Source organism: Vibrio sp. QJM3NY_21 (assembly GCF_057785975.1).
In genome coordinates this window covers 1,461,836-1,481,800 of record NZ_CM173514.1, presented here as the reverse complement: position 1 = coordinate 1,481,800, position 19,965 = coordinate 1,461,836, and the positions used below count along the sequence as shown (strand labels likewise).

Here is a 19,965-nt window from a genome sequence, read left to right as displayed (position 1 = left end):
CCATGGATTTTGATCTGAATTTGATAAAAGTATTCTTAGAAGTTTACCAGTATCACTCTTATACCAAAGCCTCTGAAACCATAGGTATCACACAACCTGCGGTGAGTGCATCTATAAAGCGAATGGAACAAGAGATTGGTGAGCCCCTGTTTTATCGAGAGGGGCGGACGATGAAACCGACCGCGATGGCCATTCGTTTAGCCGCTCGATTTCGCGTTGGGTTTGATGAAATACAAAATGCCTTGAGTGAGCGTTTTACTTATTCGGTTTATGTGAACGAGGCGCTGGCATTGGATTTGCCCGTTCTACCGTCAATGATGATAGAACATACTCCATTAGATCAGGAAATACTGCTGCACCAACTTAAATCGTTATCTGTCGATTTAGCCGTGGGCATATTTATGGTCAAAGACCACTCCATTGTCACTGAGCCGTTATTCAGCGAATCGACCGTTATTGTGTGCCGTCGTGACCATCCAAGAATTCATGGTCATATTTCACGGAATCAATTCTATGAAGAGGGGCATGTCGCATTAGCCACCCAATGGAAAGGAATGGATGGATTCGAACATATCCGCTTGGAGAGTCCAAAAAGTAGGAATATCCAATGCAAGACCCATTCAATTTCAGCGATGCTGCTTGATGTCACCATCAGCGATAGAGTTGCGATCGTGCCTAGACATCTTGCACTCAATTGGCAAGAGCGTTTAAATTTTCAAGTACTGGAAAACCCGATAGAGCATAAGCCATTGGAATACTGTCTGGCTTACCATCGACGCTATCAAAAAACAGAAAACCACATAAAAGTTAGAGAAGCGATTCGAGCCCACCTAGAATGCGCGGATTAGTACTATAAACCCCACTTATTGCTGATATAAACGCCACGCTCTACCTGCATATCCCCCTTTTGAATAACCTTAGCACTGAAAAACTACATTGGTGCTGAGGCTATTTTCTTTGACCCCTCGCCATTGAGTTTTACATCTCTGATCTATTTTGCTTCGCTAAATGACGGTATACGGATGTCTTTAGCACAACAGGTAGACCGGAGTTAATTCCTGTTCTCAAAGGTGTCCGAATGAAAAAGCTTAGTGCCATCATGATGTCTTGTTTTGCTGCGGGTTCTGTCGCACAAGAGGTCTTACCGTTTCCTAGTCAGCCATCGACCTCGGTGGCCAAACATACTCTTGCTGAATCTACTCATAACAAGCGTCCTATTTCCAACCATCTACCTGAAGATGCTCCTAATATCGTCATCGTGATGATTGATGATGTAGGTCCTGGCCAAACGTCGACTTACGGCGGTCCAATCGATACGCCTACATTAGATGAAATCTCTGGTGAAGGTATTTCCTACAACCGTTTCCACTCGACAGCGATGTGTTCGCCTACACGAGCTTCATTGCTTACTGGTCGAAACCATCACCGTGTTGGCGCAGGTGTTATTGCGGAATACGCTAACGATTGGGATGGTTATGCAGGGGTGATCCCGAAAACCAGTGCGACCTTTCCTGAAGTACTTAAAAACTACGGTTATTCAACCTCTGCTTTTGGTAAATGGCACAACACTCACCCGTTAGATTCCACAGCTGCGGGGCCTTTTGATAATTGGCCTACGGGTTATGGTTTTGAATATTTCTATGGGTTTGTTGGTGCTGGTGCATCTCAATATGAACCGACTATGGTGGAAAACACCACGTTTGTTGATCCAGAAAAAATCCACCGCGAAGGCTATCACATGAGTGAAGATCTTGCGGATCAAGCGATCAAGTGGATGCGTCAGCACAAGTCTCTGCAGCCTGACAAACCTTTCATGATGTATTGGTCTAGTGGTGCGGCACACGGCCCTCACCATGTAACCAAAGAATGGGCTGATAAGTACAAGGGCAAATTCGACGCTGGTTGGGATGAATACAGAAAAGACGTATACGAAAAAGCCAAGAAAATGGGCTGGATTCCTGAAAACGCGCAGCTAACACCAAGGCCAGAAAGTATGCCTGCGTGGGACGATGTACCTGAAGATGAAAAAGCATTCCAAGCACGTTTAATGGAAGTTTACGCCGGCTTCATTGAGCATACCGACGCTCAGGTTGGTCGTTTGGTCGATGAAATCGATGAGCTTGGCTACAAAGACAACACTGTCTTCTTCTACTTGTGGGGTGACAATGGCGCGTCATCGGAAGGGCAAAACGGCACGCTTGCTGAATTGCTCGCTCAAAACGCCATTCCAACCACGACAAAGCAACAAATTGAAGCGATGAACAAGGTCGGTTCAATTGATGAGCTAGGCGGTCCTAAATTCGAGAATATGGCGCATGCGGCATGGGCTTGGGCAGGCAGCTCCCCTTATAAATCAACCAAGTTAGTTGCGGCTCATTTTGGTGGAACACGTCAACCTCTTGCGGTGCGTTGGCCAGCGAAAATTGAACCCGATGCGACGCCACGCTCGCAATTCCATCACGTTAACGACATCGCGCCTACTATCTACGACATTTTAGACATTACACCACCTAAAGTGGTCAACGGTCATGTTCAAGATGAAATCGATGGTAAAAGCATGACTTATTCGTTTGACGATGCGGATGTGAAAGGGCAGAAGAAAACCCAATACTTTGAGATCTTAGGCAGTCGCGGTATCTATCATGATGGTTGGTTTGCGAGTGCGTTTGGGCCAAGAGCTCCTTGGGTTCAAGGTATGCCTGAAGGTTTTAGAGAGTGGAGTCCTGAGACGGATAAATGGGAGCTATACCACATTGATGAGGACTGGTCTCAAGCGGTTGATCTGGCTGATAAGTACCCTGAAAAACTGGAAGAAATGAAGGCGATTTTCAAGCAAGAAGCGCAGGATAACAAAGCATTCCCGATTGGTGGATCATTATGGTCTACTGCAGCACACAGCCCGCAAGATGCGCCAGAGAGTAAATATACGCAATGGACGTATCCTGATGAAATCACCAGAATCCCTGAAATTGCAGCACCAAAAGTCGGCAACCGTTCTACGCTCGTCGAGTTTGATGCGGTGGTTACTCCTGATACGAATGGTGTGCTCTACGCGGTCGGTGCATTCTCAGGTGGTATGACGGTGTACGTGAAAGACGGAAAACTTAACTATGAGTACAACCTGTTTTTGATGGAACACACACATATCCAATCTGAGAAAGTGTTACCAGAAGGTGAAGTGACGATAGAAGTTGAATCTAAAGCGACTAAGCCGGGGCCGTTTACGCCTTTCGATATCACCATCAAGGTGAATGGTGAAACGTTCGCCTCTGGTGTGGTTCCAAAAACAGCGCCTTCGTTCTTCTCATTCAATGATGGGTTTGATATTGGCTCTGATTTAGGCTCGCCAGTATCACAAGCTTATTATGATGATATGCCGTTCAAATTTGACGGCAAAATCAAAGAAGTTCGTGTTAAGTACCTAGAACAATAAAGTGTATGCCGTCTATTGATACCGATGACAATGGGTATTGATAGACGGCTTTTTTCGTTCATTCCGGGCTCAGTACTTAAGTGCGTAAATATATAAGTGCATAAGTATATAGGTGCATAAATATATAGGTGCATAAGTACTTAAGTGATTGGAATAGTCCCAATGGCTTTGCCTTAGAGACGGGATGATAATTTAGGAAATCGTATGAAGATTCATCCAACTACCTTGGTTTACGATGCGTATCCTTCGGTCTACAACATTCTAGAATCGACGTTGTTCATGTGGTTCATTGTGGCAGTCACATTGGGCATCCTTGTATGGACATTGAGCAAGCTATGGTATGTCCATTCTATTCCCAAACACCTTGCTAAAGAGCGTGGTTTGGCTCAGGCCAAGTTGATTTTTTGGCTGTGCATATTGGGCATGTTTTACAAACCGCTCTGGATTATTGCGGTGCTCGCGATTGTGACGGACTGGGATAAATTACAACAGTGGATTAGAGGCGCTTCGTAATGAAAGAGATCATGCTTCCCTACATATTAGTGGTTTGGTTGTTATTCAAATTTAATGTACTCAAACGAACCCCTAAGAATTACTTTGTGTCTGTTGTGATTGGCTTGCTGTTACTGGTGAGTTTGTTTGTCGGCCATCGTTTCTATTCGCCGATTGATTTGACCAATTCAACCACTGTCAAAGCACCTCATGCAGTGCTCTCTCCAGCGCTTGGCCAACATATCGACAAAATATACGTTGACCATAATCGCGATGTGAAAAAGGGCGAAGTGCTTTACACTCTCAAAGATGATCTGATCTCTGCGTCGATTTCTGAGGTTGATTCTGGTCTGATTGAAATTGATAGAACCATTGAAGCTCAAGAAGTGAAAGTGGCCCAAGCTAAGCGAAACCTATCGCGTAACCAGAACTTAGAGCAACATGTTAGCCTTAAAGAGTTAGAAGAAACTCAAGACAACGTTGAGTTTTTTATGGCTGAGTTGAACGTGTTGCACGCCAAGAAAGATGGCTTGCTCGCTAAGAAACAAAGCTTGATGTTTGACCTTGACCGCCTTACGGTTCGAGCGCCATTTAATGGCATGATCACCCATGTTTTTATTGCTGATGGATCTCGAGTTGGTTCTCTGCATGTGTGGGATACATCGAAGAAATTTGTCGAAATGCGTATCCCTGATCAAGCGTTTGCCAATATCGAAAAAGGTCAGTTTAGTGAGTTCTTTATTGATACATTTCCGGGGCAAATTTTCCGCTCTCGTGTTCACAGTAAAGTAAAAGCAACCGGTGAGGCTCAAGGAAATTTACTCCCACAAGAGCAGCGAGTTTCGGCACACATTCAAAGGGGCTCTCCAGCAATTGGTCGAACCGTTATTTTAGAAATTGATGAAGAAACGATGAAAAAAATACCGATTGGCGCGACAGGCTCAGCATGGATCAGTGCGTCTAAGCCTTACCCTATACTCGGTTTTATAGACATCATTGGTGGGGCCACTTTACGTCTTGCGTCTGTTAAATCGTATCTATTGGCTATTTAATCTCTTTCATTTGTTAACTTTGAATAGAGTGATGAAGCAGCATAAAGGCGGATAGTTCTTTACGCTGCTTTTTTGATTAATACCCAGTCAACTCCATGTAGCCTGTACCAGAGTGAGTTCCTTCAATTAAGACCGGGCCTTCCCAATAGGGAACCGACAGCGGCATTTTGGTATTTGGATTCAGAGCTGAAACGGTCAGTTCGATTTGTTGAGTTGGAATTGAAACTTGCCATTTTGTTGGGTAGTCACTTCCATCGATTTCCGTTTGCTTGATGGCGGTTAAGTTGATGTCTTGTTGCTTAATCGCGATGCCAGAGCCATCTTGCTGCATTAACCTTGCATGGGAATAACTGGCTTCACCTGTTGCTGAGTTTCGCAGTTGGAACACGACTAAGCTGCTTTCATTACTCAGCCTTAGTGCAAACCAATCCCAGCCTTGTTGCGAGTCGAGTAAAAACTGCGAGCTCCATTCTCTGTCTATCCAACCTTTGCCAAAAACTTGATGCGTGACTCCATCGATGATTACCTCGCCCGATACATTAATGAATGGTTGGCTGTAGTAATAGGAAGCCACTTTGCCATCGCCACTTTTGGTGCTGTAGCCTTGTTCGCCTTGCTTTTGATAAGGCGCGTTGTTGGTTAACTTAAGCGAGTATCCAAACTGATCCGAGTTAGCGACCAATGTCGTTGGGAACAGATCATCGGTCGTCGACGTCCATTGCCAATCATCGAGGTAGACCCGAAATGGTGAAGCGCTTACACCTGCGAGTTCAGCTTGGTCGCGTGACCACTTCTCATCGGCGTAGTGTTTGTCTTTGGTGGTGACGGCGCTGTGTGCCATGTAGATTTGCTGACTTTGCCACGTAGTTTCCTTAGTGCTATTCGAACTGTCCTTTGGGGCAGCCGCGAAGCGGAATTGTGTCCATTGTACGCCGAGAGCATTGCCATTCTCATCGATAAGGTTAGCGGTTAAATACCACCATTCATGACGAAAACTTGGGTGTGCTTGATGGTCGGCAGGGAAGGTGATCTCCACGCCTTTTACTACCGACGTGAATTGCTCAGCCTCTTTTTGTGTTTCAGTACCGAGTATCGAACCCATATTTTGAGCTGATGGTTGAGTGGACTCCTCGCACCCTAAAAGGAGCAAGATGCCAAGTGTGAGAAGGAAAACTTTTATTGGTCGATTCATCACAACACCTCGCTCTGTAAACTGGATACCACGGGTTTGCTGACCAAACGCCACAGTGGAATCAAGGTCGCGAACACAGCCACTAAAATGGTGATGGCTGCGATGCTGAGTGCGTCACTCCAATTCCATACGTAATTTAAGCTCCAACCAAAGGCGCGCAGGGTGACGATGTCCGTCAACACATAACCGACCATAGCGCCGAGTGGTAAGGCGATAACCAGAGTGAAGGTGACCAGAACAACGATTTGCGCGACTACCATCACCATCAATTTTCTCTGACTAACACCGAGCGCACACAGCCTTGCAATGGCGGCTTTGCGTGCATCGAGCAACATGAAACAGGCGCAGAACAACCCAATCACTGCCACCATTAATGTGACGCCATTAAGCGCCCGAGTGATGGCAAAGGTTTGTGAGAAGATATCCAAAGCGATCGATTTGATCTGTGCTTGATCGTAAAGCTGGCTAGGGTGCAAATTGAGTTGTTGGCGTAGCTGTTCATATACCACTTGTGGGTCGCCAGAGACTTTGACCCCTAAGCTAGTGGGTAGGTCAGTAAAGCCGCTTTCAAGCCATAAATCAGGTGCAAGCAACACTTCACCATTCGGTGAGCCGTAATCGTGGAAAATCGCCCCGACGATGAGTGTTTTGTCTTGGAGCGCATCGAGCTTGAGTAGGCTTTCTAGGGACAAGCCTAGCTTCACAGCAGTCGGTTCGCTGATCGCCACCACCTCACCTTGGTAAAAGCGATGCCAGAAGTCATCAACGCGTGATTGGAACACCATGGTTTGCTCAAGTGTGTCTTTGTCTTTAGTGCCGAGCAAAGTCGGTAAGCCCTGCAAGTTATCGTCGACATAATATTGCTTATAAACGGTTTCAACATTTTCAAACTGCTCTAACGCACGTTCCACATTCGCGATTTCAGCTTGGGCAGGGCTAACATAAATATCGGCGTGTAAGCGCTGTTCAAGCCATTGTTTTAACGTGGATTCAAAGCTACCGACTAAGGTATTCATCCCGATATTGGCGGTGACGGCGAGAAGCAATGCCATCATGGCAAGGGAGAGAGGGGAGATAAGTTCACGCAGCTCAGCAAATAGATATTGTATCAACCCCGATTGGGTGCGTTTTTCGCTCCAATTCGCTAGCACGCTGAGCGTTTTGGGGAGATACAAGGGAATCGACACCACTAACACACCGAGCCATGCCATGGTGAAGCGGTGGTGTTCGCTCAGCCATAACCCTGCTAACGCGACAATGGTTAATACTGACCCGATAACAAACAGCTGATTTTCGTTAGACGTTTCCGGCGCTTGATAGAAACCGCCATGGGAAGAGAGGGGTTGTCGTACCCGCTGTTTAAAGTGCTGCCAACACGCGACAAGCGTTGCGGCCAGCGTGAGTAGCAGTGCCTGCACTAACCATTGCCACTGCCATGTGCCGGGAAGCAGTGTTGCACCATAAAGTTGCTCAAGCGTTATCGCGACGGTTGGATGTAGCCAATGGCTGAGTTGAATGCCGAGAATGAAACCAAGCGACGCGCCCAGTGTGACTAAAACAGTCAGCTCGACTAACAGAGCTGAAAACACGATGCCCGGCGAAATCCCAGCTTGTTGAATTTGCACCAACAGCCGATTACGTTTCAGCAAACTGTATTTCACACCGTTGTAAGCGATGAATAGGCCAACCAAAAACGCCAACAAACTCATGGCGGTGAGGTTAAGGTGAAAGCTATCGGTAATTGAACCGAGATCTGTGCTTTGGTTGTTGGAAATCCATTGCCCTTGCTCGCCTATGAGGCTCTGCCATTTATCTTGAGTATTACTCTTAGTGTCGCTCTTAGTGTCAAAAACAGCGATGTAGCTCAGTTGCCCTTGCTTGTTAAGCAATTGCTGAGCGAATCCAATGTCCATCAACATTCGGCTACCCAGTTGCCATTCATCTGGCAGTACCACAACCTTGGTGAGTACTTCATCTAAAGTGAGCGTGTCCACTTCGTCCAAACTCTGGTGCTGAGATTGACTCATCATCACAATGGGTTCACCCGCTAAGAGTTGCGGCAAAGGTAAGGCATTGTCGAACAGGGAAATGTTTGGCTCTTTGGTTTGAGTATTGCTTTTATCGTCGACGCGATAGTGACGAGTTCTTGAAGTGAGGGCGGCGATCAACTCACTGCCTTGAACTGACCAACGTAGACCTTGTTCGTCTCTTACTCGCCCTTCTATAACGGGTAGCGCTGCGCTTAATCCACTTTGTCTTAAGCTGAAGTAGAGCGATTCTGGCAAATAGTTTTGCCCTGCTGGTGGGATGATAAGGTTTTGTGCTTGGGCGCTCAGTTGCTCGGTCGATTCTGCATAACTGCGCTTGGCATTGAGGTTGATGGCTTGCACTGCGACAAACAAGGTGACCGCTAACACAATGCCGATCAGAATCGCTGCGGCTTGCAATGGTGATTGACGATAGTGCGCCGAGAATAGATTCAACGTCAGTTTAGTATGGGTGATCTGGCTCTGTGCGAAGCCAGTTTGCTTCATTGGATTACTCACAACGTTGCTGCTCTTTGGCTTGGGTTCGATCTACGTTCTTTAAACAACCATCATCTAACATCAATTTTGTCTGCATAAAGCTGGCACATTCCGAGCTGTGCGTGACCAAAAGCACAGCAGTGTTGCCTTGTGTGGTGATTTCGTTCAGCAGCCTCATTACTTCTAAACCTGCTTTGTGGTCGAGGTTGCCTGTGGGTTCGTCGGCAAGCAGTAGCTTGGGTTTATGGGCAAGTGCACGCGCTATTGCCACCCGTTGTTGCTGACCGCCAGAGAGTGCAGATACGTGTCTTTCGAGTAGATCGCTGATACACAATGCATCAACTAAATAGTCGCACCAGTCGCTCCATTTCTGTTGATTTAAATGAAGAGGGAAGGCGATGTTTTGTTTTACGTTGAGTGGCGTTAGCAAGTTGAACTGTTGAAAGATAACACCCAATTTTTGATGGCGGAATCGGCTCCACTGTGGGTCTTTCCAATTTGATGTGTTCTCGCCATCGAGCCACAACTCGCCACCAGATAGAGGCTCAAACCCCGCAATGATGTTCAGCAGAGTACTCTTTCCACTGCCACTCGCCCCTGTCAAAGCCACGCTTGCCCCTGTCGCCAAAGCGAAGTCGACACCTTCCAATACGTGATGGGTATCTTTGCCATCAACAAAGCTTTTGCTGGCATGTGTGAGTGTGACAATTGGGCTTTCCATTTCCTTTCCTTATAACCAAAACTTACCATCAAAAGGTGTCGTTACTTGTGGCAATTACTGAAGCGACAAGCTCTATAAAACTGTAGACAACAATTTCAAACAACAGAGCGATTTATATCGAATTATTAATAACTTGTACTTCAAAAAGAGGGAAATAGATCAGTGTGGGGGGAGAATACAGTTGGTGGTGGGAGCTTAGAGTCACCTCGGAGGCTTTGAATTTTTCGTCAGACGGTTCGTGATCTCGTTTAAGTGCAATAAATCATGGCTCAAATTATTAAACGTTTTATTTATGAAAGCGGGTGGGTTGGTGTTGTTTTGCTAGCTTGTTTTTGCCCCATTGTGGGTTACGCCTTGAAGTTCGAATAAATATGTTCAAGTAATTTTGATATACAAAACCTAATGAATGGCAAAAAGAAAGAACTAACCCTATTGGCGATAGAATATTTAGCCATGTTAACCATATACATACTCTCCAACGAAGCCTTAGCGCATGGTTATGTTGATATAGACTCATGACAACAAGTTTGAAAAAAGAAATGGTGCAGAATTTCCTGGGTCGTGGCTAGGAACTTCTCTTATCGCCACACACTCACTACACAATTCAACCCAACCCGACCTAACTCATTTATTATCAATGAGTTATAGTGATGTCTTATCACAAAATTCCCTCACATTTTTTCGTTATCCTAATCACAGTTAAAAAATTGGGAAAACCTGCGCATGAAAAACCTCAAACAGTTAGTGACGATCACTTTGCTTGTTACCGCTATCGGTGCTGTCGCCACTTATTTTTATATGAAGAATGATGCTTCAACCGTCACTTATTCTACGGAGCCTGTTCGCGCCGGTAACATTGAAGATGTGGTGCTCACTAACGGTGTGCTATATCCCTACAAAATGGTGAATGTGGGCGCGCAAGTCTCAGGCAAGTTAGAGTCGATAGCCGTGACGGTCGGTGACACACTTAAAGCCGGCGATGTCATTGCTCAGATTGATAACCTTTCACAAGAAAATGCATTGAAAGAATCCCACGCTTCACTCACTAACATTAATGCGCAATACCGAGCGAAAGAAGCGCAGATTTATCAGTCACAGCTTGCCTTTGAACGACAAAAAGCGATGTTGATAAAAAATGCCAGCTCGCAATCCATGTACGATGCTGCAGAGGCCGAACTTCTTGTTTATGAAGCCGAACTCGACCAACTGGTTGCAGAAAAAGAGAAAGCGTTGATCAGTGTCGATGATGCTCAACTGGATTTAAGCTATACAAAGATCGAATCACCGATTGATGGCACGGTTGTTTATGTCTCTGTTGAAGAGGGGCAAACCGTTAACACAAATCAATCGACACCTTCCATTGTTGAAGTCGCTCAACTTGATGTTATGACGGTCAAGGCACAAGTGTCTGAAGCCGATATCATTCACATTGCGATGGGGCAAAAAGTGTATTTTTCGATTTTAGGCGCGCCACAACACAATTTTTATGGTGAACTGAAATCAATTGAGCCTGGCCCAACCCTTTTGACTGGCGACGATAGCGAGCTAAACATTGGTGATAATGATGCTATTTATTATAACGCGGTATTTGATGTCGATAACACGGAAGGGTTGCTGCGCTTTGGTATGACAGCGCAAGTCTCGATCGTACTAGATGATGCACAAGACGCACTATTGGTTCCGTCTCAAGTCCTGACTAAAAAGCTTCCCGGCAAGAATCGTTATCGTGTCCCTGTTTTAGTTGAAGGCGCATTAGATATGCGAAATGTTGAGATTGGCATCAATAATAAAGTGTATGCACAAGTTCTGGATGGACTAGAGCTAGGAGATCGAGTTGTTATTGGTCAAGCGAACACCAAATCGTCATCAGGTTTTGATATGTCATCGACATTAGGGTCAGAGAAAGGTGGTCGTGGTAATGGAGGTCGCGGTCAAGGTAACGGCGGGAGACCTTAGTTATGAGTGACGTTCTATTAGAAATCTCAGGACTCAGTCGTTGTTTTCCTGCAGGTGATGATCAGTTAACGGTATTGAACAACGTTAACCTAACCATACGTCGCGGTGAAATGATCGCGATAATGGGTGCATCTGGTTCGGGTAAATCGACTTTAATGAATATTTTAGGTTGCTTAGATACTCCTAGCGAAGGAACTTATCTTGTTAATGGTCGAGATACATCGGTAATGAACCCTGACCAATTAGCGGAATTACGCCGTGACTATTTTGGTTTTATATTTCAACGTTATCATTTGTTAGATGATCTCACTGCTATCGGTAATGTCGAGATCCCTGCGCTTTACTCAGCCGAAAACAAAGCGTCCCGCCAAGCACGAGCTGAGCAACTGTTAAAAAGGTTGGGGCTAGCGGAGCGAATGGATCATAAGCCAAGTCAACTTAGTGGTGGGCAACAACAGCGAGTTAGTGTCGCCCGCGCTTTGATCAATGGCGGTAGGGTGATCCTTGCCGATGAACCAACCGGGGCTCTCGATAGCCATAGCGGTAAAGAGATGATGGACTTGCTTCGTGAGTTGCATCAACAAGGGCATACTATTGTTCTGGTTACTCATGACCCTAAGATTGCCGCCTCCGCGGAGCGCGTAATCGAGATCTCTGATGGAGAAATCGTGAGTGATATAACGAGCGATGCCAGTAACGATGTCAGTAACGATAGCGCCTCAACTGAATATTCAGCAGTAGCTAGTTCGGCAGTGGTTAGTTCGACGGTAGCTAGTTCGAAAGTAGCTAGCTCGGTAACGGATGATTCGTCGACAAGAATCGAAGAGAAACAAAGTGTCAATAAACCTATATCAAAGCCATTTTCTGCACAGTGGTTCAGCGTTGTTGAAGCGTTCAAAATGTCGCTATCCGCAATGGGAAGCCATCGACTAAGAACGTTTCTGACGATGCTGGGGATCATCATCGGTATTGCGTCTGTGGTGTCCGTGGTCGCGATTGGTAATGGTTCTCAAGCTCAGGTGTTGTCACGAATGGCTTCAATGGGCACTAATACTATTGAAATCAAACCTGGCTCTGGGCTGGGCGACCGGCGTGCAGGGCGAGTGAGAACCTTGACAGCAAGTGATGCAAACGCTTTAACGAATCTCTCCTTTGTTGATAGTGTGACACCGACTGTGCGTGTGAATGTGGCGGTGCGCTATGGTAATGAGGCGGTGACAGCAGAAGTGCAAGGTGTTGGTCCTGACTACTTTCGCGTTCGAGGTTTTGAAGTCGCACAAGGGCAGCTATTTGATGACGGAAGTATCGATGCACTAGAGCAAGTGGCGGTTATTGATAACAATACCTTAAATGACCTTTTCCCTGATGGTGAAGCACTTGGCAAAGTCATCTTTTTAGGTCGCTTGCCAGTGCGTATTATCGCGGTTACCGAAGCAAGAGAAATGGCGTTTGGCAATAGTGATGCTCTGAATGTTTGGCTACCTTATAGCACGGTAAATTCTCGTATTTATAGCCAAAATTACGTTAATGATATTACGGTCAGGGTGAGCGATGAAGTATCCAGTACCGCTGCAGAGCAAGCGATCATTAATTTAATTAAAATGCGCCATGGTGTAGAAGACTTTTTTACCGTCAATACGGATACGGTCAGAGAAAATATCGAACAAACTTCATCAACGATGACCTTACTTATCTCGGCTATTGCCTTTATTTCATTGGTGGTGGGTGGCATCGGTGTTATGAACATCATGCTGGTGTCGGTAACCGAACGAACGCGAGAAATCGGCATTCGCATGGCAGTTGGAGCAAGGCAAGCGGATATTCTAAGACAATTTTTAATAGAAGCCGTTTTAGTGTGTTTGTGTGGTGGCGCTTTGGGTATAGGGTTAGCTTACGCTGTGGGCTTGATTGTCTCATCGACGAGCAGTGGTTTGAGTATGATTTATTCGACCAACTCAATTATTGCGGCCTTTATTTGCTCAACACTGATCGGGGTGCTCTTCGGTTTCTTACCCGCTAGAAATGCAGCAAGATTAAACCCGGTGGACGCGTTATCTCGAGGATAAGGAAAGAACGTTGAAGATAGATTATAAATTGAAGCTTATTCATAAGTTCTTCTTTGCTTTTTGTATCACAAGCTTTGTCGCGGTGTGCATTATGCTCGCTTTGATCATGCAGAACCTGTCGTCGGGTTTTCATGACTTTATCAAAGAGGCCGAATCGAGCTATATCAAGCAAGTCAGCCAAAAGTTGGGAGAGTACTATCAAACCAATGGGTCTTGGCAATCGCTAAAAGAAGACGAGAAGCATTGGCGACGTTTGGTCGGCACTCGAAAAGGGCCAGAGGAGCGAGGATCACTCTCTTTGCCGACGGATACGACGGGAATGAGCCAGTTACTGCAAACGCAGAGAAGACTCAGTTTATATGATGTCGATAAAACGGTGGTGGTAGGCCGCTCTCGAATTGATGAAAGCGCCTTTACTCACGCCATCGTGTTAGACGGTGTCGTGATCGGCTGGTTAAGTTATGTCCCTTCGCGGCTGGCTGAACACAGCCCTGCCAACGCATTTTTGGCTGAGCAATACCAAAGTTATGTTGCGATTACGTTGGCCGTTATCGTGCTTGCGTTTATAACAGCTTGGCTTTTCTCTCGTCACTTGGTTGCGCCCATTTTTAAAGTGAATGAAGGTACGACTCAGTTGATTCAAGGTAACTTTTCAGCAAGGGTGGAGAGCGCTAGTAACGATGAACTTGGCGTACTCACTGATAATATTAACGTTCTGGCTCAGACACTAGAGAAGAATAAAACGGAACGCTCAAAGTGGATGTCAGACGTTGCTCATGAACTGAAAACACCGCTCACAGTGGTTCGAGGGCAACTTAACGCGATCCAAGATGGGATTTTTAAAGCGGATGAAAAGCGCTTACAGGTGATGATTGATCAAATTGATAGCATGAGCCATTTGGTCGGTGATATTTATCAGCTGTCTATTACTGATATTGGCGGTTTGTCATACCAAAAATCTTCATTCGATCTTGTTGAACTTCTCAACGGTATCTTACTTGGCTTTAAGGTTAAGACCGATGAATTGGGGCTAGGTTTAGAGTGTGAATCGCTGTATGGGAAAGAGCAGACAGCGTGTTTTGTGGTGGCTGATCGAGAGCGTTTGACGCAGTTGTTTACCAACATATTGGAAAATAGCTGTCGTTATACCGACGCACCGGGAAGCATCGCTTTATCCCTTCACAAAGACAAAAATACCGTAGAGGTGGCAATTGAAGACACGTCTCCATCCATACCTGAGCAAGATTTCACACGGGTATTTGAACGCTTTTATCGAGTAGAACAATCTCGCAGTCGAGAGCATGGTGGCTCTGGTATTGGTTTAGCATTGTGTCACCAAATTATCGAAGCGCATCAAGGCACTATTTGTGCTAAAAAATCAGGTCTGGGCGGTGTTAAAATGATGATAACCCTACCGATCCATCACCATACTGGCTCACAATAAGATTTCGATAGAGGAAAGAGAGAATGAAGACGCATATTTTGATTGTGGAAGACGAGGAATACATTGCCGAAGTCTTGATCGCGTATTGCCAAAATAGCGGCTTTGAAGCGACCCACCTCGCATCGGGTGCGAATGTTGTTGAGACAGTGAAATCGCAGACTTTTGACTTAATGTTGCTTGATTTAATGCTGCCAGATGTAGACGGTGTGGAAATATGCAAACAAGTACGTCAGTTTTCTCAATTACCTATCATCATGGTGACCGCAAAAAGTGAAGAGATTGACCGATTAATTGGTTTAGAGTTCGGAGCTGATGATTATATCTGCAAGCCGTTTAGCCCTAGAGAAGTGATTGCGAGGATCAAAACGGTACTGCGCCGAATTCAACCAAACCTAGTATCTAAACGTTCTTCTCAACCTAGCCCTGAGTTAGTTTTGGGACAATTTGTATTAAAGCCTGACGAATATGAGGCCCGATTTGGTGGCTGCTTTCTTGACTTAACGCCCAAAGAATTCACGTTACTTCGCCTGCTAGTGGAGCATCCCGGCCGAGTGTATAGTCGTGATGATATTCTCAATGCGCTTTACAGCGATCTTGCCGATGTATCAGACAGAAATATTGATACCCACATAAAGAACATCCGTAAAAAAATACATGCTGTGGCACCAACAACAAACCCTATCCGTTCGGTTTATGGGGTAGGGTACAAATTACTAGATGAAACACTTAAATAATCTGTGTATAGCGAGCGAGATGACTATAGGGTGTGCAGTGGATGATAAAAACTGGCCACTCGATCAGAATTTGCCATACCCCTGATAATTCGTCAGAAGATAAATTAGCAAATTCACTGACACAAAAATGTCCAACTATGAGTTAGTCTTTGCGGATCATTTATCCAGTATCAACCGTGTACTTAGTAAAGGTGTGGTGTTGTAGGACGGGAACGACTTAACCACGCTCTAAGCGTCGTTAAGTCGTTATTGGTTTGAGGTCAGGGATTAGTTGAGTGCTTTGATCAGAGTGATTTCGCGTTTGATCTGTTTGCTCTCTTGTTCACTAGCTTGCGCCAGTTTCTTTTCGCGTGTGGTTATGGCTGTTTGTTTGGCTTCGTCAGATTTGAACATCAGTTCTTTCACGTTGATAGAAGCGATGTTTGTGTAGCGGCCATCGTCACTGGTGGGGATTGATATGGTTTCATCATTAATCAATGACTTTACGATCTCTCGCTGTTCATTGTAGCGGTTCTCTAACCCCGAAAGTGCCCATCGCTGCTGAGTTTTACCTTCATACTTGCCGTTCTTTTCTTCTTTAAGATACTTGATGGTCATGTTACGGATCGTGCCTGCTTCTTCTCCATACTCTGCTTCTGTATCAAAGAGTACAGGGAACGAATCTCCTTCTAGCACGCCGCCTTTCTTGGTTAGATGACCCATTCGATAGCTATTCATACCAATACGGATTTCTGTTTCATCTGTAACTGGAGTGCCATCTGTAAACGCGAGGTTGGTGATGCGTGTACCTGCAGGTTGAGTAAGGTCGATGGTATAAGTCACGCCCGCGAAGAAGTCGTTGGTTGAGTATTTTGAAGCTCTACGTTCAGGGTTAAAGCTGTAGGTCACATCACCGGGTTGTACGGAATTGAAGTAACCAGCAGACCATTCCATGTAGGTTCTCAGCTCTTTACCTGTCATCTGGTAGACAGTGATTTCGCCACCCGCGTATTGGTAGTTGTACGCGATGTCTTTGGCTTTGATTGGGCCAACATCAAGCTCTGCATTGTCGTTGTCTATTTGAAGTGCGATGACATTGGCTTTGGGCGCATAGAAGAAGCTCGCTTCTTGGTATAGCGCACTGATGCCTGTGTCTTGAACGTGGACTTGAGGGATACCGCGGATTTCATTTTCAGGGACTAAATCAACGCCGGTAAGCTGAGCGACAGGTCTATTCGCCATTTCTCGGAGTTGTTTATGATAAGGCTGGTATAGCTCGTCCATATTCTCGTCAGAATCTATACCTTTAATTTTATAGGTGAAACTGTCTTTGTTAACGAGAGTGAATTTACCATCGCGCTCTTCAAATTGAAGATCAATACGAGATAGGGCGCGGCCATATTTGTCGGGTTCAGTAATAATAACGCCATTCACAACGGCTTTATCGATGCGAGTGTGCATGTGGCCAGCGACGATGGCATCAAGCTCTGGGTTTGCATTGGCAATGTCGGTGACACCGGTGTCAGCAATGTCATTCTCGTTCTCAATCCCCATATGGGCAACCAATACGATGGCATCCACTTTATCATCAATTTCTTTGACGATTTTCTTCACTTCCAAGGTTGGGTTAGTGAAAGTGACGCCTTCTAAACGGTTGGTGCCTTGCGCAAAGACCTCCGTCATTGGGGTATCCATTCCTATCACGCCGATCTTAATACCACCGCGTTCAAGGATGGTGTAACCCGGCAAGAATGGGTTTCCGTTTTTGTTCTTGATGTTGCCACCGAGAGATTGCCCTTTAAATTGAGTAACGGCTCTGTTAAGCGTTTTAAGGCCAAAGTCGAATTCGTGGTTACCTAAAACCCATACATCGTATTTCATGTGATTAAAGCCAAGCATCATTGGATCAACAGGCTCGTCTTTGAAGGTTTCAACGAAGTTGCCTTGGATGGTGTCGCCAGCATCGACAAGGATAATGTTAGATTGCTCTTTGCGGATCTCACCAACCTTGGTCGCGATTTGGCTCAAGCTACCACGAGTGTTGAGTTTATCTGCCGCGTAATCCCACGCCATAAAATGACCGTGGATATCTGAAGTACCCAGGATCGTGACATCGTGTATGTCGCCATCAGCAGCAAAGGTGGGAAAGGCTAGAGAGAGTAGGATGGCGCTTGATAGTATGTGTCTTTTCATAAGTATGTTCACATCGTGGTTTTAAGTATGACGCTACCATATAGAATCGAGATTACCTTATGGGTGATCAGTGTCATATTTATAGTGATATAACTTACTGATGTTTCAAATAAATGCGATTCATGACCATCTCGTAACCACTTAAATTATGGAGAAACGCATTACAACTCTTTACTGCGTTCTCAATACTCAATTCCTTGAATCAAACTTTCTCAGTGAATCAATTTCCGTAAGCACCTCTGTCTTTGTTTAAGGTGATTGGGTTATCCCGCCATTCCCATTACTTCTTAGTGCGGTCTTAATATTTCTATTATTAACTATATCTTTAATTTATTGTTATGTTATAACGTAACAATAAATGTTGTTTTTGGATGCTCGGTGGGAATTTGAATAAACCTGTATTGTCTGTGCGCGGGCTCTGCGCTGATGGTTTGGCTAACTGGAGAGCCGTCTCCGACGTGACATTTGATGTGAACGATGGTGAATGCGTTGCCATCATTGGCCCCAATGGAAGTGGAAAGTCCAGTTTGCTGAAAGGCATTACAGGCGAATATAAAACCGTCGCGGGTGAGTTGATGTTGTCTGGTATTGCGCTTGGAAGCCTTGAGCGGCAGCAGATAGCCAAGCAAGTCGCAGTGGTTACTCAACATGAGCATGTTGATCCTCGTTTGAGCGTTGCTGAGTATGTTGGCTTAGGCCGAACTCCTCATACATTTTGTTGTAGCGCAAAAGAGCACCAACGAGCGGTTCAGCAGGCGATGCAAGATGTCGGGCTTGTTCACAAAAGCCAGCGGTGCTTTGGTGAACTATCCGGTGGTGAACAGCAACGTGCAAGTATTGCTCGCGCATTTGCACAAGAGCCGAGGCTTTTACTCTTAGATGAACCTACAAACCACCTTGATCCTCTCGCTCGCCTTGAACTTCTGAGCCTAATTAAACAGCGCGGCATTGCGTCTGTTGTGGTGCTGCACGATTTACCTTTGGTCGCGCCATTCGCCGACAAAGTCTTGTTGATGTCACACCAAAAGATGGTGGCGTTCTCAGCCCCAGAGACCGTGATGCAAGACCGATACATGATCCCTGTTTTTGGATTACGCGTTCTCACGTTCAATCATCCTAATTTGTGCAGCACCATCCATCATTTTGAAGCTGTATCAACTTACTCAACTCACTTAACTCTCTCTAATCACTCTTTAATAGGAGCAGCCCAATGAAGTGGCCTGTAATTTCCAGTCTTTTGTTTCTTTTACCTTTCTCTTTTGCGCATGCGACAAGCACTCAATACCCAGTGACGGTTGATAACTGTGGGAGCCCACTGACCATTGAAAAGCGACCTTCAAGAGCGGTTGTGCACGACATCAATATGACCGAGATGGCTTTTGCCCTTGGTCTTCAAAAGGAGATGATGGGCGTTACGGGTATTACAGGGTGGTACAAGATGTCGAGTTCGTTCGAAAAACGTTTAGGAGACATTCCTGAGCTCGCACCTAAGTATCCTTCATTAGAAACATTGATTGCTGCTGATGCTGACTTCTTTTTTGCTGGCTGGAATTACGGAATGAAAGTGGGTGGTGAAGTGACGCCTCAAACACTGAAGTCATACGGAATTGATACCTTAGTACTTTCTGAAAGCTGTATTCATACCCAAGACCAAAAAGAAGGTGCGACAATGGATCTGCTTTATGGCGATATGAAAAAGTTAGGCGTTATTTTCGACAAGCAAGCAGAGGCCGAGGCTTTGGTGAAAAACTGGAAAGAGAGAGTTGAAAAAATAGCAGAAAAGCAAAAAGCATCAGATAAGGTGAGCGCAAAAGTGTTCTTGTTTGATTCGGGTGAAGACAAGCCTTTCACCGCGGGTAAGTATGGAATGCCAAACGCAATGATTGAAGCTGCTGGTGGCCAAAATATTACAGGCAACATGGAAGCAAGCTGGGCAAGAACGTCTTGGGAGAATGTCGCTCGTGAAAACCCAGATGTGATTATCCTTCTTGATTACCAATCGGCGAGTGGTGCCGATTCGTTGCAACGTTTCCTCGAAGCCCATCCGTTAATGAAATACACCAATGCGGTCACTTCTGGTCGCTATGTCAAACTACGTTATGAGCAACTCACTCCTGGGCCTGCCAATATCGATGCCATTGAGAAACTTGCAGAGGCGTTCGTTTCTGAGTGATCGGG

Annotated in this window: 14 protein-coding genes; 10 read left to right on the top strand and 4 right to left on the bottom strand. The window is 45.5% G+C overall.

Annotated features, from left to right (window positions below; all coding sequences use genetic code 11):
* The first annotated feature begins 2 nt into the window (after positions 1–2).
* From AC3CID_RS22060 to AC3CID_RS22045, 4 genes are all read left to right on the top strand, one after another.
* A complete protein-coding gene (locus AC3CID_RS22060; RefSeq protein ID WP_065206740.1) occupies positions 3–848 on the top strand; it encodes a LysR family transcriptional regulator in 846 nt (281 codons plus the stop codon).
* A gap of 230 nt (positions 849–1,078) precedes the next feature.
* A complete protein-coding gene (locus AC3CID_RS22055) occupies positions 1,079–3,433 on the top strand; it encodes an arylsulfatase (RefSeq protein WP_010432891.1) in 2,355 nt (784 codons plus the stop codon).
* A gap of 204 nt (positions 3,434–3,637) precedes the next feature.
* Positions 3,638–3,946, top strand: coding sequence for a hypothetical protein (locus tag AC3CID_RS22050; RefSeq protein ID WP_016785541.1), 309 nt, complete (start codon positions 3,638–3,640; stop codon positions 3,944–3,946).
* Entirely contained in the window at positions 3,946–4,977 is a 1,032-nt protein-coding gene (locus AC3CID_RS22045; protein ID WP_473577731.1) for an HlyD family secretion protein, read from the top strand. The genes AC3CID_RS22050 and AC3CID_RS22045 overlap by 1 nt, the downstream gene beginning before the upstream one ends.
* A gap of 76 nt (positions 4,978–5,053) precedes the next feature.
* Here AC3CID_RS22045 and AC3CID_RS22040 read toward each other — a convergent pair whose 3' ends face one another.
* The 3 genes from AC3CID_RS22040 to AC3CID_RS22030 are packed head-to-tail and all read right to left on the bottom strand — an operon-like array spanning position 5,054 to position 9,415.
* On the bottom strand, positions 5,054–6,169 hold the full coding sequence (locus AC3CID_RS22040; protein ID WP_488527475.1) for a lipocalin-like domain-containing protein: 1,116 nt from the start codon (positions 6,167–6,169) through the stop codon (positions 5,054–5,056).
* Positions 6,169–8,703 (bottom strand): ABC transporter permease, encoded by a 2,535-nt coding sequence (locus AC3CID_RS22035; protein WP_488528005.1) that lies wholly within the window; start codon positions 8,701–8,703, stop codon positions 6,169–6,171. The genes AC3CID_RS22040 and AC3CID_RS22035 overlap by 1 nt, the downstream gene beginning before the upstream one ends.
* Before the next feature lie 4 nt (positions 8,704–8,707).
* Positions 8,708–9,415 carry an ABC transporter ATP-binding protein gene (locus tag AC3CID_RS22030; RefSeq protein WP_248398664.1) on the bottom strand — a complete coding sequence of 236 codons (708 nt, stop codon included), beginning with the start codon at positions 9,413–9,415 and terminating at the stop codon, positions 8,708–8,710.
* A gap of 723 nt (positions 9,416–10,138) precedes the next feature.
* On the opposite strand from AC3CID_RS22030, the gene AC3CID_RS22025 reads away from it, so the two are divergent.
* From AC3CID_RS22025 to AC3CID_RS22010, 4 genes are read left to right on the top strand one after another with little or no spacing between them, the layout of a single operon-like run.
* Positions 10,139–11,371, top strand: coding sequence for an efflux RND transporter periplasmic adaptor subunit (locus AC3CID_RS22025; protein WP_488527474.1), 1,233 nt, complete (start codon positions 10,139–10,141; stop codon positions 11,369–11,371).
* Positions 11,372–11,373: 2 nt separating this feature from the next.
* Positions 11,374–13,437, top strand: coding sequence for a MacB family efflux pump subunit (locus tag AC3CID_RS22020; RefSeq protein WP_488527473.1), 2,064 nt, complete (start codon positions 11,374–11,376; stop codon positions 13,435–13,437).
* A 10-nt stretch (positions 13,438–13,447) separates the two neighbouring features.
* Entirely contained in the window at positions 13,448–14,881 is a 1,434-nt protein-coding gene (locus AC3CID_RS22015) for an ATP-binding protein (protein WP_488527472.1), read from the top strand.
* A gap of 23 nt (positions 14,882–14,904) precedes the next feature.
* Positions 14,905–15,615 (top strand): response regulator, encoded by a 711-nt coding sequence (locus AC3CID_RS22010; RefSeq protein ID WP_488527471.1) that lies wholly within the window; start codon positions 14,905–14,907, stop codon positions 15,613–15,615.
* A 267-nt stretch (positions 15,616–15,882) separates the two neighbouring features.
* On the opposite strand, the gene AC3CID_RS22005 is transcribed toward AC3CID_RS22010, so the two are convergent.
* Positions 15,883–17,787 carry a bifunctional metallophosphatase/5'-nucleotidase gene (locus tag AC3CID_RS22005; RefSeq protein ID WP_488527470.1) on the bottom strand — a complete coding sequence of 635 codons (1,905 nt, stop codon included), beginning with the start codon at positions 17,785–17,787 and terminating at the stop codon, positions 15,883–15,885.
* A gap of 371 nt (positions 17,788–18,158) precedes the next feature.
* On the opposite strand from AC3CID_RS22005, the gene AC3CID_RS22000 reads away from it, so the two are divergent.
* Positions 18,159–19,001 carry an ABC transporter ATP-binding protein gene (locus AC3CID_RS22000; protein WP_488527469.1) on the top strand — a complete coding sequence of 281 codons (843 nt, stop codon included), beginning with the start codon at positions 18,159–18,161 and terminating at the stop codon, positions 18,999–19,001.
* Positions 18,998–19,960 carry an ABC transporter substrate-binding protein gene (locus tag AC3CID_RS21995; protein ID WP_488527468.1) on the top strand — a complete coding sequence of 321 codons (963 nt, stop codon included), beginning with the start codon at positions 18,998–19,000 and terminating at the stop codon, positions 19,958–19,960. Before AC3CID_RS22000 ends, AC3CID_RS21995 begins: the two co-directional genes overlap by 4 nt.
* Positions 19,961–19,965 lie beyond the last annotated feature (5 nt).